The sequence below is a fragment of the Oleiagrimonas sp. MCCC 1A03011 genome (assembly GCF_003267965.1).
Classification (GTDB): domain Bacteria; phylum Pseudomonadota; class Gammaproteobacteria; order Xanthomonadales; family Rhodanobacteraceae; genus Oleiagrimonas; species Oleiagrimonas citrea.
Genome location: NZ_MSPY01000002.1, coordinates 1 through 14,677 on the forward strand (window position 1 = coordinate 1; position 14,677 = coordinate 14,677).

The window sequence follows — 14,677 nt, forward strand, 5'->3', positions numbered from 1 at the left end:
CATGACAGCTATTCCTTTCTGTTGAAAAACGAACACATCCTCTCCGAGCACATGTGTGCTCGCCTGAGGGCGTGTACTTGTGGGTGGGTTCCACGGTTCGGCTGCCCATGAGTAGCCCGACGCATGCCGAAGTGCCCGTGTAGCGCGTGCTACGTGTAGATCGGCATGAAGTTAAGTTTGATGAATATATCCCGTGGATTAAAGGTCTCGCAACGCGCACCTTGCGTGCATGCCACCTCGGGACATCGATCAAGTGCGCCAAGAACTGGCGCGGAACATCCGGACCCTCCGTAAAAGCAAGCGACTCTCGCAGGAGCAGCTTGCGTTGGAGGCGGATGTTGATCGCACTTATGTCAGTCAGATCGAGCGAGCCATTGGCAACCCGTCACTTCTGGTGTTGTGCAAGCTTGGCGTGGTCTTGGATGTGGATATTTGCCTTCTGCTGAGCGCTGAATAGCGCCCGCCAATGACGACAAAATTCAGGGTTGGGCTGACTGCAGGTCCCGCGATTGGCGTCAAGCGACCAGCTTCAGCGCCTCATCCCAGGCTCGTTGCTTGAACGAAGCGCCTTGGCCAAACCATGCCGCGTCCAGGCGGTGATCATGACTACGCGCGCGCCGATGGTGATCGACAAACTCGGTCACGCTGTTGACCAACCCCCAGGTTGTTCCATCCGCGGATGCAAGATCAGAGCCCATGCCACGGCCATGAAAAAGTTCATGCATGGCCTTGAGCGTTCGCGCAGGGCGTGCGTTCCGGTTGCCATTTGAGGCTGGCAGTTTCAACACTTGGCGGAAGTACGCCTCGACAGCTTTCGGTCGGACATGGCAGTCGGCTAGAGCCTTGATCCGGTCGGTGCAGTCACCCCAGGACGACACGGCCAGCCCCAACTCCAGTTTGACCTTGTCCGGATCGAACTGGCTTCGATGAGGCACCTTGACCGCACCCTGTCCTCGACCAAGCGCCAGGGCGAGCGTGTTGTGGCAAACCACACGCACCGACGTGAATTGGGCTGTCGTGGCCAGCGTGCCGTCACAGGCGGTGGCCAGGAGCAGATACCCCTCAACACGGTCCTTGCGCTTGAGCGTGACGCTTTGGCCCGTACGCGCCAGCGCCCAGAGCTTGCGACCTTCCTTCAAGACGCCCGCCGTTTCCAGCTCGAAACCGCCGGCCTCGATCAGATCCCGATAGAACTCCAGGATTTCGGCAGGCTGCACCACCTGGTAGCGATCCGAGACGACGGACAACGGTGCCTTGGTGTCTGAGCGATACAGAACCTTCTGGCCCGGAAAAGGATGCAAGGCCCCCAGCCTGGATGTGCCGGCGACAAAGCATACGTTCGAGGACTCGATCCGCCAGTCCATTCCCGCCTCGCGGGCCCAGACTTCGATCGGTTGATGCGGGGAAAGCGAAGTACCGATGCCGTGCCACGGCGTAGCGCCGGCATAGGCCATCGACTGAACAAGATGCATGACAAACTCCTTGAGCGATGCGGATGCCCCAACGCATAACGCCTGGCCGAAACCGGGCGTTATGCCGTGAAGGGAGGGGTGATAAAGCGGGTGAGGTTTGCCGCGAGTGGCGAGAGAACCATCCGTGGACGGCATGCCATCTGGCTACATCAAGCCGCGCTCTGCGAGGCTGACGCATTCGGCTCCGATGATCAGGTGATCCACCACGCGGACACCGACCAGGCGAAGCGCATCACGGAGTTCCTGCGTGAGGGTCCTGTCTGCCGAACTGGGTTCGGCCACGCCGCTCGGATGGTTGTGGGCAAAGATGGCGGCCGCTGCGTTGATCTGCAGGGCAGCCCGAACGACCTCGCGAGGATGCACGCTGGCGCCGTCGATGGTGCCGGTGAAGAGCCGTTGGCAATCGAGAATGCGATGCGCGTTGTCCAGCCACATCACATGAAATTCCTCGTGCATGAGACCGCCCATACGGGCACGGAGAAACTCAGCGGCATCGGTTGGGTTGTTGATCTTCCCAAGCCGCTTGAGCTTCTTCGAGAGAATCAGCTCGGCAGCCGCGAGAATGGCGTGTTCCCCAATGGGGCGGCAGGTGGAGGAAAGTGAAGACGGAATAGAAGGCATGGAAGTGCTCCTTTTGGACACGGCATAACGCACACGGGCCAGCGAATGCCGGCCCGTGTGCGCTTCTGCGTGTGATTTCGAGAGGTTGGTAGCTGAGGTCTTGAGACGATCAGCAACTGATCGTTAACGTGGTGGTTCTGGTCGTACGGACGATGACTCAGTCAGAGGTGCTTACTCGCACCAGAGATGAGTCCGACCAGGAAGACCACGGCGAACGCAGCCAGATACTCGAGGGGAGAGGCAATGGATATCACGAAAGGCTCCTTGAGCAAGATCGCGGGGAAGGATGTCCCGCCTTAGTTGAGAACAAGTCTTCCGTTCTCCTGGTCGTGATATGGATCTGAAATTTTTTAATTTGGGGAAATATAGGTGAAGTGAGGGCCGCGCGGGCTTCCATCTTCGTCGAATGACTGTCCAGTCGATGGGATAGCTCTTGCCGTTTTAGTTCCTAGTGCCGTGGCATGCGGGGTAGCGCGAACACCCCCAGAAGTATTTCCCCGCTTTCGGACCTCTTCTTGCCTTTCGACGAATCATCTGCGATTGGCAGATGGGGCAGGTAGGCGTTCCGCCAGAACTGGCCGTATGCGTGTGTTGGCGGGTTGAAGCGTGCTGTGAGGAGGGCTGAGGCGGCCTGGTTTGCTGGAATGGGCTCGGTGCCGATGCCGATGCCGGAGCTGGCTGCGGAACCGGAGCACTGATAGGCCTCCTGGCTGGCAGTTTGATTCCGTGTTCTTTGGCTTCGTCTTCGAGCCGAGCACGTTTGGCCAACAACTCCGTGAGCTCTGGCCAGGCAGCGGCGCCTTTTCGTGTCGCGGGTCTGGATGCCGCCGCGTTCAAGGCGGCCACGCCTGAGTTCAGCTTGCTTTCCAGTTCGATGCGTTTTTTGGCGACGGCCACGTGAACGGAGTTCTCTGCTTGCTTGTCTGACGCATTCGGCGTCGGGTTGTAGCGAAACCGTGCTTCATGTTTCTTGCGCCACTGGACGAGGTTCCCAGTCAGTGCCGGTCCAAAACCAGGCACGCTGAGCACGTCTCGGTAGACAACGTCCGCGGCGGTTTCAATCCCGAAAGATGACAATGTGGCCGTTTTAGATGGCCCGATCCCCGCGATCTTTGTTTCACGAATCTTGATGCCATCTAAGAACTCGTCGAGTTGCCGCTCTCTTCGCGTGGACTGTAGGTGGTTGAGCGCCGCATTCAGCTGTTGATCGAGTTGTTGGTATTGAGCTACATGGTCCTGCAGTTGGTTCCGCAAGCCATAAGCTTCGGTGTACCCGGTGCTTCTCAAGTAGGACTCGATGGCCGAGTGAATGCGATGGTCCGCGTCGGTGTAAGCCCTGATCAACGGTGCGGGATCGATCTTTCCACTCAACAGGCGGGTGAAGCCAAAAACACCCATGGCCAGCCAGATCAAGGTCAACTTTGGCGCCACGAACATAGCGACGGTTGCCGCAAGCACCAACACTGTGCCGACGCCGCGTTGAGCGTTACGAGACTGCTTGGCTTCGTCCATTGCTGATGTGGGAGGGCCAGGCTTGCCACTCCACTTCGGCATCAGATCTTCCGGACGCGGAAGATGGATGGATCGAATGGCCGCCATCACGCGCTTAATGTCGAATGGGCCGGATCTGGGGATAGATCCAGCGCCAGAGGTGTCAGGGAAAAGCTCAACGCTGGTGCGCTGGGTGAACTCGCACCAGATGCAGCGGCCGGAGGCATGTGGGAAGAAGTGGGTCTTTACGGAGGCACAGCGCCGCAGGCTCTTCTCCAACTCTTCGAGAAGCGTGATCCAGATAGATGGGGAAGGGCGGGATGAAGGGGTGAGTCCGAAAGCTTCTTCGAACGCGTGCGCGATCGGTCGAGGGAATTGGTCCAGGCTCAGCGACGCCGGTGGCGGTATCGTCTGGGTCTCGCGTTGGCGAAGAATTGAATAGGCAAATCGATTCTGAGCGATGGCTTCCCCGAGGCCGATGTCGGGACCGTTGTATCGCCCGGCGTATGGATGCTTACCCATGACCAGGAGCTGGAAGATCACCACGGCGAGACCGAAGTTATCGTGCGCCCGTGTGCGTGTGACTTCAGCCAGGCGCTTGCCGTGTAGCTCTGGTGGCGTGAAATCTTCGGTGCCGACCACGCATGGGTATGTCTGTCCATTCAGGCTGAACTGGAAACTGTCGGCATCGATCAACGCGACAGTGGCGTCCTTGGAGATCAGGACGCCGGAGTGATTGAAGTCACCAATCACGCATCCGGTTTGGTGGACGGTTGCCACGGCCCGAGCAATGTTCTGCGCGACTCGGATCAGGAAGCGGTAGTCGGTGTTCGGGAAGTGAACTTTGCGAGATTTGGGGCTGTACAGCTCATGGACGGGCTTGTATCCCGAGACAAGCCGCATTGCGAATCCGGCGAAGCGACCTTTCGCATCGGTAGCCACGGCTGCCGGGAACGCAACCAGGCTGGACTGGCTGGCAAGTTTGCTCTCGACCATCGCCCGCACTTTCCCTTCACGGGAGTTGCGAAGTCTTTCCTTGTAGACCTTGATGGCAACGTCTGAACTGGCAGCACATGCGAACACATCACCTTCGCCCCCCTTCCCAAGACTCTTGCCCAAGGGAATGCTTTTGCCCCCGATGCGAATGGATGGGGTGCTCATCTTCCTGAAATCAGGATGAGGGTTTTGTCATCGTCTGTGCGTTCGCACAGATTTTCGCTGTCGAGGTAGTTGCCCAACACCTGCGAAAGATTGGCCAACTTTCCCTGACCTTCGGCTTCGTCGACGGGCTTGATCATCGGATCAAAGAAGCGGGAGAAAGGCTTCTGGCTCGCCTGCTCCAGAGCCACGGAATCCAGACCATCGGAAAAGAGGGAAAAGGCGTCGTGTTCGAGGTCAAACGGAAAAGCATGGAGACGGACCTCGGGCTGGTCCGTGATGAAGTACGTGGTCGAAGCAAACTCCCCATTTTCCGGCCAACACACGGCTTCCCAGACGCCTTCCTTGCGGGCCACTAAAGCGCTGTCGCCGATTTGCAGCGCGAGCCCCTGGTCACCATGAATGGTCAGCATGACCAGCGTGGATGCGAAATCGCGGAGTCTGAGTTCGCGCCGCTTCGCGATGGCGGTCAAGCGATCACGCAGATCATCAATCCAGCATCGCACCTCTCCGAGGTCGGGCAGTTGCTCATGTTCGAGCAACCAAGCCTTCATGCAGGCCACAAGGTGCCTGCAGGCGAGAGATGCGCCTTGACCGCCATGGCTGGCGCTGCCGGCACCGTCGCTGACGACCGCACAGAGCGCACCCTGGGGAAACTGGACGATGCGGTAAGCGTCCTGCTTTCTGGTCCCTGTTCGTAGATGCGATGTGCCGGTTCTCGATGCCGCTGCCCAGCGCCAGGTCTGCTTATCCAGCAACGGCCCACCCATCGGGAGCCGCGGGATTGGGCAGAGCGACGAGGTCGCCAGGATTGGACTGAGACACCGCACTCAGTGAACTCGACAGCCAAGAGAACAGCTCTCGGAACGCTAGGCCCTTGAGCTTCAGTGGCCTCCGCGTGGTGAGCTCCGTTAAGATGGACATGTCCGCACTCTGGACGCCGACGGCGTAGAACATGAACTTCTTTTGTTCTTCACCCTCGTGAATTCGCCCTTTCGCTGCGTGCCATTCATCGGTCGGGGTGCCGTCCGTGATGAGGAAGACCCAAGGCCGATAGTATTTGACACCGTTCGAGCGATAGCGATCCTTGCGCTCATCCAAGAGATCCAGGGCCCGAGTGATGGCTTCACCCATCGGGGTGAGGCCGTTGGCCTCCAGCATCTCCGGGTAGAAGCTATCGACGGTCGTGAATTCTGTCCTGATATTCACTGGACCAAATGTCACAACAGCCAGTTCGACGCGCTTGGACGCTAGTGGATCTGCGAGAAGCTCGTCTTTGAACGATTGGAGTCCCTCGTTCAGTTCATTGATCGGTGCTCCATTCATGGAGCTCGATGTATCCAGCAGCAAGATGCAGGGGCATCGTTGCTCAGGATTTTCCGCAAACTCAGCATCCGCAAAGGGTTGCTGCTCGAAATGGTCCATGTTTCCCCCTCCCTGTTAGGTAGTGCGATGTCGTCCGCTTCAGTTCAGACAACAACTCTTCAAGTATTGGCCTGAGGGCCGATATTAACGCAAGCTGCTAGGACGTTTAGTGTCCTCTCGTGGCCGTATGCTGCCCATGTAACCTCAGAGGCACCGTGCGATCTGAAGCGGACCACAACGAGGCCTTAATTCCCACTGCTCCCTCATTGCGCATTATTGCGCGGCGGGTCGATCAATTCCTTGAGGGGCGACACTCACATCCGCGCAGGGGGAACTAACTTGGGGCCCAGTCAGCCTGCACGCCAAGGCCAGACCTTGTCTTCGGTGGTTCGCCATAGAAAATTGCGATCAAGGTTGAGATTGCTCTTATCGGCTCCGTGCTTCCATCCCAGCCGGTTGGCACGCCAATGACGCAACTTCGCAGTCTTAAGTGCCTCGCTGTTTGTTGAGCGCTCGGCCTCCGACGCCATCCAAGCCACGGCTCGCCGGTCGGCGCATTGGCAGAACAGCACCCACGCGGCGTAAGCCTCGTCGAGATCCTCGCGGCGCCAATACTCGCTCCACCAGTGGTGCGCACAGGCCTCCAGGAACTGAAGTCGCGCCGAGCGACGCTCCACATCCTCCGCCCACGACGTCGGTGGACCTTCAGGCCAGGCATCAGCGACGGGGAGCGTGTTGCCGATCCGAAAGCCAGCCAGCGTGGCGGCGCGCAGTTGACGCCATGGTAGGTCAGACGCCGCATCGCTTGCGATGTGTGCCTCCACCCAATCGCTATGCCCGTTCAGCGTGGCGACAAGCGCGACTTCGTAAAGATCAGCATCGGTGTTAGCTGAAGTCAACGACAACAAGTCATGGCGCGCCTCCAAAACTGAGGGTGAGTCCGGGGCGCGGAACAGCAAGTGCAGCAATTCCGGCAACTTTGCCGGACCCTCGATGTGCGTACGGAGTGAGCGCCGCAGAGCCTGCCACAAGCTTGCGCCTAGCGTAGGCTTGATGACTAGCAGCGCCTCGCAGATGGCCAGGAATAAGCCCTCGGCTTGTTCCACGCGACGTACAAAATCCGGGCTCAAATCCTCATGACCGGCGACCCAGCGCTCCACGTCTTCGGGGGCATGACGACATAGCGCGAGGCCGTCCTCGTATGTCACGAACTCCAGGAACAGGCTCGCGCCTTCCTGCCGTGCCTTGTGAATTCGCGCCTTTGCCACTTCGCTGGCACGGTCGAATGCCGCTATCCTGGCCTCCGTATTAAAAACCTGACGCATAGCTTCGGCCGAATTCGGGTCGGCTGGTGGGTGAGGATTGATCGAGTACCAAGTGGGTGAAGTGGAGTTTGTGTCTCTACGCACCGTCAGCTGTGCGCCGACATCCAGCGTTTGCGCAGGCCCACTTGCTAAGACCGCATCAAGCAACTCCGCAGCGAGGCGTATTTCGGAGGGATCCCCGCCGCGATGGCGCACGGCTTCTAGCAATCGCCAAGGTGCCAGCCGTGCGGCGACCTGCTCAAACGGTAGGGCTTTGGTCGCGGTGATGAGCGCCCCTGAGGCCGCATGCGCCAGGAAAGCGTCCACGCCAGCAGTGAACCGCCAGCCCTGCTTATTGAGATCGAGGCCTAGCCGCATCGGATCAGAAGCTTCCAATGCCATGTACGCCAGTCGAACGTCGATTTCATCCTCCGACGCGGTGTACGCGTACACCCACGCCCAAGCGAAATTGCTCAGTACAGGTGGCGACGTAACTAGCAGGGCGAGCACGTTACGCCGCTGCTTCGAGGAGCCCGCTTCGAAAAGTCGAATGAGTTGGTCGGCTTGATTGCCAGTCAACGGTTCGACGGCGTCAGCGATCGATATCGGAATGTGTGCTATATCCGCCTCGATGACCGTCACCGCCTGAGTCAAGGCATCCTTGCCGACGAGCTCAGGAAGGAGAAGCTCTGAGGTCGCCACCATTTCATCACCCTCGCGGCTTTCGCGCCCCTGTAGGCGGGTCTGTCGGGCGCCGGCCGCCTCATCCGGCCCGTAGAGCAGCAAGGCGCGATTGATTTCCCACGACCGCGCGGCACGTTCCTTCACGGTGGCAGGCGCGCGCGCCAAACGACGGCGCAGCGCCGCCAGCTCACTGGGTGCGCATCGCGCGAGTATGGCCTGGAGTTCTTCGAAGTCTTGGTCCTCCCGGGTGACATTGCGCCCGGTGTAAAGCTGATTAACGTCGATCTCCTGGACTGCTCTTGCTACCTCCTGACACACGGCCAAAGGGGCCTCAAAGCTAGGATCCAACCACATGTCGCCGCAGCGACCGACCCGATTACGGAGACTCAGCGAGGGGTCGTTCAGCGCGTCCATCGCATGCCGACGTTCGAGCGCGAACAGGCTGCGCGCCGGGTTGGCCAGGTAGTCGAGGTTATAGTCGTAGGTTTTGCCCAACTCGACCTTGAGCGCTGCCGCGGCCTCGTCGTCGTGTCGACGACCGGTAATGTGCAACAACAACTCGGCAGCCAGAGCCGGCAAGCTCGGATGGCGCCCCGGTTCGGGCACCCGGGTTTGCATCTCTGCCGCTGCTGCGCGGACCGCGTCGGCCACCTCTTGCGGGTCAATTGGATTGAGCAGGAGCGCCCAGCGCAGCTGTTTCCAAGCCGAATGATTGAAAGCAACCGAAGCGGCGATGGCCGCGATTTGCAGAAGCGGGACGCCTGCCTTCAGTGGGTAGCCCTCCAGAAGCGCCGGCACGTGTTCGGCCCATAGGGTGTCATCGCGATCCACCAGACGCATAGTTTCGCCTAGGATGAACTGTTCACCCGATTCATCCACGCCCAGTCGCGACATCAGGCGTTCGTGTCTATGCCGTTCGACTTCAGGCTCGGGTTGGGCTCGGGGGTCGACGTTACGCGACACTACGCGCAACCAGTCCGCCGCGCGGGTCAGGACTTGCTCCCTGGCACGCGTATTATCTCGATTTATCCTGCGAAGAGCGTTGACCGCATGGTGCTGACTAGAAGCATGTGTGTGTCGATTCGAGAGCTCGATCGTATCGAGCAGGGCCTCTGGCATTTCCGCCGCCAGTAGGTACACCTCGCGCACATGCGCCTCCCCTAGGTTTTGCGTTTGCAGCCACGCAGCGACCAAGACTCCCAGCAGTAACCTCGCTTGGTGGGACTCCAGCGCGATGGCCACAGCCGCCTTAAGGATTTCGGCGCGCTGGTCCAGGCCGGCGATAGGGTCAAGCCACTTGGCAAGTATCTCCTCGAGTTCGCTGCGGTCATCCCCTCCAGTCGACTCCAGAAAAGACACCACCGTGGCACCCAACGCGTGGGCGACAAGCACGGGAGACAACTCCAGCGTACGGTCGGCCCCTGCCTTCACGAACGGCGTGTCGATGATCTCGCTCAAGCGGTTATAGATGGCATTAGGATCGAGGTAAGGACGAGCCGTGAGCTCGCTGAGTTCCTGCGTGGTGTAGGTCCGGATCCCATCGCGTAGCCGTTTGGCAGCGGTCTGCAACCACTCTTCCCACTCGGCCTCCGAAAACTCCCGGTTGTGCGATTCGCCGGCGGTGTCGCGACCGTATTCCCACAGCAGCCGATGTAGCGTCACGGTGCCACCATCGACCAGTCGCTCGCGGAATCGAATGACCAAGTCGAACAGGCGCGGGTTACGCGCCAATTCGTGCAGGTCCGAGTGCAGGTCACTCCGGGTTAGCGTGTGAAGCGCGAGCATCTGGTCAAACTCACCCCCGGGCTGCGCATCATAGACGCCTACCTCGACTGGTACGGCTCGGTCCGCCAAGCTTCCCAACCGGCGAAGGTGGTTGTCGAAGTGATGGGATCGTGTGGTCGTTACGACGCGGATGCGACCACGGAACTCATCGGCCTGGAGCACCTTCAGCAACGCGACCCAATCGACCGTCGGCTGTTGGTTCATGCCGTCGAACACCACTACCAGCGCGCAGCCTTCCACTTCCGGTCGCCGTAGCATGCGCTCCAGCCGCGCACGCCAATAACCGAGGTCCCTAATCTGCGCCAGGTCCCGCAAACACTCGGCAAGAAAGCTCTTGACCCCGAACGCGGAGCCCAATCCATTGCCAGCTCCCCGTAGAGCCGACGCGGGCACCAGCAAGACGCTGGGCAATGCATCCATTCGCTGGATCAGCCAGTCGATTACCACCCAGGTCTTGCCGACGCCCATCATCCCGTTCACGCACATCGGTGAGCCCAGCTCAGGTGGCGCGTCCCACCAAGCGTCGAGCTTCTGCAACAGTTGATCCCTGTGGATGAGAGCCAATTTCCCGCCCGAGACCACCTGGCCAAAATGCGCCTGTGACTGGCGCGGGTTCTTCCACACCGAGTCGAGTCGTTCCCACGACAAGCGCCGCAACATAGCTGCACCAATCTGCCAGCCTGCAAACTCACGACGCAGCTGCTCGATCCGTGGGCCGACGGCTGCCTGAAGGCGCATCGCGATTTCGCTGGCCTCCTTGTTCACAAAGTTTTCGACCAAGCTTGGTTGCGAGGCCAGCAGCACTGCCAATGATGGCGTCTCGTGGTCTTTCCAGTCCAAGATCAATACGGGCACCCCATGCCCCTCGCCCTTGGCCGTCAGGCTCTTTTCAAGTTGCTCGGGTACTTCACGCGATGCAGCAAGGATCCACAGCTCGAGCGCAGCATCACGGGCAAAGGCGTGGTCCATCTCGCCGAGCAACTGCCGCTCATCTAAGCTGGTCGTATCGCGGTAACGTTTGCATTCCATGCGCAGGAAGCGACCCTGGCGGCCCGTCGTGCCGGCATCCGCCCCGTGTTGGAACCCAGACTTCGCTACCGCCACGCTGATCCCGATCAAGTCGCCGATTAGTCCTGCGACTAGATTTTCCAGCTTGGTCGCCGGCTCAGTGGCCTGTACCAGCATTTTTAGACGATTCAAGTCCTTCCGGTCGGTCAAAGCCATGGCTGTCTCCTGCACGCCACAGGGGTAGGCCGTCATCGATGTGAGTCAGCGACAGGGCCTCAAATGCGTTGTTTGGGGCATCTGAGCTAATGTTGGCATGGACTATGCCTTGCTCCCACAGACTAAGAGCTCGGTTGTCCGAACGATGTGGGTGCGCGGCCTGCTCGCAACCCAATCTCATTAGACATAAAAGCAGTGCGAGCCTTGATAGGGCCGTGCCCACTAGTTGTGCATGATAGACGCACCCACTTCCACCTGAAGAAATTCTGAGTTAGGGTCTGCAAGATTGGATGTTCGTCACAGAAATGTTTGAAAGGATCTGTGGTGACAGGGGGTATAAGGAATGAGTCGCAAGATGTGGCACGTGTGTGTGCCCAATTTGCGGAGCCTATCGCGCCAAATTTGTGCGGTTGTTCTGCTCTGTTTTCTAGGCGCGCTCTCATGTGCTTCCGCGCAAGATGCTTCGCACGTCTACTTTGCAGGCGTGGCGTACACAAGCGACGCCGCGGACATCACGAGCACGTATCCACACATATCCGAAGCATTGTCTGCGGATGGCACGGTCCGCCTGGACGGAGATTTGCACAGGCTTCTGAGCGACCAGAGTCTTCCCCTGAAGATTTCCTTCGATTCGCTTGGGTCCACAAGCGATGAGCAGAAGGCCACAGCGCTTGCCTTGGCCATCGACAGGGAATCGACTTCTGTCGAGCGTATCGGTAATACCTACAAGGTGCGCGTAGAGATTGGTGCCCAAGCGCTCTTCTTCAATTTCAAAGACAAGCAGATCCTAGGCGGCTTCCCTTTCACCTTGGAATACATCGATGCGCGGGACACCCCTCCATCGGATGCATACATCAAGGGTCTCTACCAAAGCCTGATTTTCGGCGCGTCCGGGCGTCCGTCTCTGGAGTCCGAATTCGTCAAGACGATCCAGCGCGCGCATGTGCCAGATGCTTCGATCCGTCATCTGAGGGTGGGCAAGGTCACGCTTTCACCACGAACGATCAAGTATTTGGCCAGGGTGGCCCCGAACGAAAACATTACTGCGCTCAAGCAGCAGGTTGCCCAGGAATTTGGGAAATTCCTTGCGACCAACCAGGGCATTTCATTGCTCCCGTACAGCAGTAACCAGGCGCTGGGTGGGTCGATGCCGGCCCGTTTTGCTGAAGGCGATGCATATCAGCTGAAGATCCCGGATGCCGACTACGACATTGCCCTGAATGTCGCAGGGTTCAAGAAGATTGCGCGTAGCAGCGATGCAGCGGCCACTGTGTACCTCTACGGAGCATTCGTAGACGTGAAAGTGACCGAGCCACTATCGGGGCATGTGTATTTCGCGCAGCGTATGCGCCAGGGAGCATCGAAGATCGTTCCTGTGTCCCAGAAAGCGACGGATGACTGGGCCGCTTCCTACGAAACCCTGCTGATGCTTTTCAACAACTTCACGAAGTCCATCTCTACCCCTGGCGCGCCCTGGGTGCACTCAGCCATGCCGAAAGGTCGTGATGTAGAGAAGCAGCTATCTACCCTACGGGAGCTCATCAAATCATGTCGTTAAGGCCAGCCCATGCTTTCCTGTTTGTACTTGCGCTCATCGTAGGCGTTCAGCCTTGTTTCGCTCAGACCGTGTCCCAGAAGGGCATGGGTATGGTGACCTATGGGTGGCGGCTTTCTGCCGTACAGCGGCAGGAGGCAATGAAGAAGGCGGAAGTCAACGCACTGGAGCGCTACATCGCCAATACCGACAGTGCACGATCGCAGATGTTCGAGTCTCGGCAAGCCGAATTCGCATCGCACATCGGTGATTACGTCCTGGATGCCACCGTTTTGTCCGAGCAGCGCGACAAAGGGGCAAAAACATACACTGTGGTGGTCCGAGCAACGATCAACACCACTCGGTTGCTCAATGATCTTGGAGCAGGTGCGGCGTCAGCGAACAAGATCGCATCGCAGAGCCACGAGATGCTGACGTTTCTCTTTGTGGCACGCAGTCAGTCGAGCGTGCAGAAGTTCGATAGCAGGGTCTATAAGCGCGCTGATGTGGATGTTTCCGCGAGCCGTCACACCGATGAAGGGGAAGCCATCCGCCGCCATGACGTGCAAACCTCCGGTGGCATCAAGGAACACGCAAGTGTTCGCACCGTTTCCGGTGGTAGCACTCTAAACAAGGCGGACAAAGTGCAGTGGACCGTCGCTCAGGCCGGCGAGATCAATACGGCCATGACGGGTACGTTTGCCAACGCTGGCTATGACGTGATTGATGCCGGCCAAGTGGAAGGTGCGAGCAATGGACTCCTGGACATTGCAAAGATCCGTGCGGCCTACAGCACAGGCAACGACCTGCCGTCCAAGCTGATGTACCAGACAACCCAGGGGGTGCATGCCGCAGGCATCAAGTTGCTGGCTATCGGAACGCTGGACGTTGGCTTGCCGGACAAGGATCCGGTGAGCGGGAACACTCGCGTGTTTGTCACGGTGACGGGCAAGGTCTATGACGTGTCCGGCCGATTCGCGCGCACATTGGTTTCTATAGGCCCCGTTCAGTACGCCGGTCTTGGCCCGAATTCCACAGTGGCGAAGACGAATGCGCTGACCATTGCTTCACGTAAAGCGTCACAGCACATGGTCGATGAGCTTGCCAACCGCGGTATCCACTGAGTCCATTTTCCAGTCAGGTAAAAGGAAGGAAGAAATGCGTATCAAGACTTCGAAAAAGATTGTTGCCGCCGCGCTTGCCGTGTCCCTTGCCATGGTTCCTTTCGTGCAGGCTGCACCGCAGCTTTCACACGTTTTTGGTCATTCCAAGAGCAACACGGATATGTCTGCTTCGCAGGATGCTCTCGTCAAGGATTTTGTGGGGTCCCAGAAGGAGGTTCTGACAGCTCAGGCCCTGCTTTCCCGTGCCTACGGAATGAAAGATCAGGCTGAGCAGCTTGAGGCTGAGCAGAAAGCGCTTTCGAGCGGGTCCGTCGATGAGAGCTCGCTGAAAAAAACCGTGGAAATTTCCAAGGCAGCCAATAAGAAGATTGCCGAGAAGCAGGCCAAGCAAGTCAAGCTCAATGCGGAAGAAAAGAAGGCTTATTCGGCGAGCTTGCCGCACTTCGCCAAGGGGGTACTTGGTACGCGCAAGACGGTCCAGGAAGCTGAAAAGTTCGCTTCATCGGTCAAGTCTTCGGCGGGTGGCGGTTTGGCGGGTCTTGCTTCAGGCTTCGGCAAGCTGAAGGAAGGCTTGTACATCGCCAAGGCAACGCCGGGCTATTCGAAAGAGCTGTACACCGTCTTCAAGAAGACCGTGATGATTGGCAAGAAGAATGGCGTCACCGTTCCTGCCAATGCCACAGACGCCCTTGGAGGGTTGGGTGAATGAGTAACCGGGCAACGCCTCTGTTGCCTGGACTCCTCAGGTGTGGCGGCATCTTTGCCTTCACACTGCTGGCTGTCGGGTGCAACAAGCACGCAGACACGGGCTCTGCCCAGGTCAATTCGCCGCCCAAGGCAGTCGGATCAGCCCCGGCCCCCGCAGAAAGCGCGCCTCGCAAGGCTCCAGATTTTGGAGGCGTTTCCCGTCAGCAC

At 58.8% G+C, this 14,677-nt stretch carries 10 protein-coding genes; 4 read left to right on the forward strand and 6 right to left on the reverse strand.

Going from position 1 to position 14,677, the window contains the following annotated elements; genetic code table 11:
• The first annotated feature begins 253 nt into the window (after window positions 1–253).
• Window positions 254–457 carry a helix-turn-helix transcriptional regulator gene (locus tag BTJ49_RS03650; protein WP_240601719.1) on the forward strand — a complete coding sequence of 68 codons (204 nt, stop codon included), beginning with the start codon at window positions 254–256 and terminating at the stop codon, window positions 455–457.
• Between the two features lie 58 nt (window positions 458–515).
• Here the strand turns inward: BTJ49_RS03650 and BTJ49_RS03655 are convergent, their stop codons facing one another.
• The 6 genes from BTJ49_RS03655 to BTJ49_RS03680 all read right to left on the reverse strand — a co-directional run bounded on the left by BTJ49_RS03655 (window position 516) and on the right by BTJ49_RS03680 (window position 11,104).
• Entirely contained in the window at window positions 516–1,472 is a 957-nt protein-coding gene (locus BTJ49_RS03655) for a DUF932 domain-containing protein (RefSeq protein WP_113064045.1), read from the reverse strand.
• A gap of 144 nt (window positions 1,473–1,616) precedes the next feature.
• Window positions 1,617–2,093 carry a DNA repair protein RadC gene (radC, locus tag BTJ49_RS03660; protein WP_113064046.1) on the reverse strand — a complete coding sequence of 159 codons (477 nt, stop codon included), beginning with the start codon at window positions 2,091–2,093 and terminating at the stop codon, window positions 1,617–1,619.
• A gap of 441 nt (window positions 2,094–2,534) precedes the next feature.
• A complete protein-coding gene (locus BTJ49_RS03665; RefSeq protein WP_113064047.1) occupies window positions 2,535–4,745 on the reverse strand; it encodes a protein kinase in 2,211 nt (736 codons plus the stop codon).
• The gene (locus BTJ49_RS03670; protein ID WP_113064518.1) at window positions 4,742–5,500 is read right to left on the reverse strand and encodes a PP2C family serine/threonine-protein phosphatase; all 759 of its coding nucleotides are present in this window, start codon (window positions 5,498–5,500) and stop codon (window positions 4,742–4,744) included. Before BTJ49_RS03670 ends, BTJ49_RS03665 begins: the two co-directional genes overlap by 4 nt.
• Window positions 5,490–6,167: a VWA domain-containing protein gene (locus tag BTJ49_RS03675; RefSeq protein ID WP_113064048.1), complete on the reverse strand. Its 678-nt coding sequence runs from the start codon at window positions 6,165–6,167 to the stop codon at window positions 5,490–5,492. Before BTJ49_RS03675 ends, BTJ49_RS03670 begins: the two co-directional genes overlap by 11 nt.
• Before the next feature lie 290 nt (window positions 6,168–6,457).
• Window positions 6,458–11,104, reverse strand: coding sequence for a hypothetical protein (locus BTJ49_RS03680; protein ID WP_146742255.1), 4,647 nt, complete (start codon window positions 11,102–11,104; stop codon window positions 6,458–6,460).
• Between the two features lie 343 nt (window positions 11,105–11,447).
• Here BTJ49_RS03680 and BTJ49_RS03685 point away from each other — a divergent pair, with 343 nt between their 5' ends.
• The 3 genes from BTJ49_RS03685 (at window position 11,448) to BTJ49_RS03695 (ending at window position 14,471) form a co-directional block, all read left to right on the forward strand.
• Entirely contained in the window at window positions 11,448–12,662 is a 1,215-nt protein-coding gene (locus BTJ49_RS03685; protein ID WP_146742256.1) for a hypothetical protein, read from the forward strand.
• A gap of 83 nt (window positions 12,663–12,745) precedes the next feature.
• Window positions 12,746–13,762 carry a hypothetical protein gene (locus BTJ49_RS03690; protein ID WP_240601720.1) on the forward strand — a complete coding sequence of 339 codons (1,017 nt, stop codon included), beginning with the start codon at window positions 12,746–12,748 and terminating at the stop codon, window positions 13,760–13,762.
• 34 nt (window positions 13,763–13,796) lie between these two features.
• A complete protein-coding gene (locus BTJ49_RS03695) occupies window positions 13,797–14,471 on the forward strand; it encodes a hypothetical protein (RefSeq protein WP_113064051.1) in 675 nt (224 codons plus the stop codon).
• Window positions 14,472–14,677 lie beyond the last annotated feature (206 nt).

Coding starts and splice junctions, on each gene's coding strand:
- BTJ49_RS03665 (WP_113064047.1), bottom strand. CDS start 4,745: ATGAGCACCCCATCCATTCGCATCGGGGGCAAAAGCATTCCCTTGGGC.
- BTJ49_RS03685 (WP_146742256.1), top strand. CDS start 11,448: ATGAGTCGCAAGATGTGGCACGTGTGTGTGCCCAATTTGCGGAGCCTA.
- radC (WP_113064046.1), bottom strand. CDS start 2,093: ATGCCTTCTATTCCGTCTTCACTTTCCTCCACCTGCCGCCCCATTGGG.
- BTJ49_RS03680 (WP_146742255.1), bottom strand. CDS start 11,104: ATGGCTTTGACCGACCGGAAGGACTTGAATCGTCTAAAAATGCTGGTA.
- BTJ49_RS03695 (WP_113064051.1), top strand. CDS start 13,797: ATGCGTATCAAGACTTCGAAAAAGATTGTTGCCGCCGCGCTTGCCGTG.
- BTJ49_RS03655 (WP_113064045.1), bottom strand. CDS start 1,472: ATGCATCTTGTTCAGTCGATGGCCTATGCCGGCGCTACGCCGTGGCAC.
- BTJ49_RS03675 (WP_113064048.1), bottom strand. CDS start 6,167: ATGGACCATTTCGAGCAGCAACCCTTTGCGGATGCTGAGTTTGCGGAA.
- BTJ49_RS03690 (WP_240601720.1), top strand. CDS start 12,746: ATGGGTATGGTGACCTATGGGTGGCGGCTTTCTGCCGTACAGCGGCAG.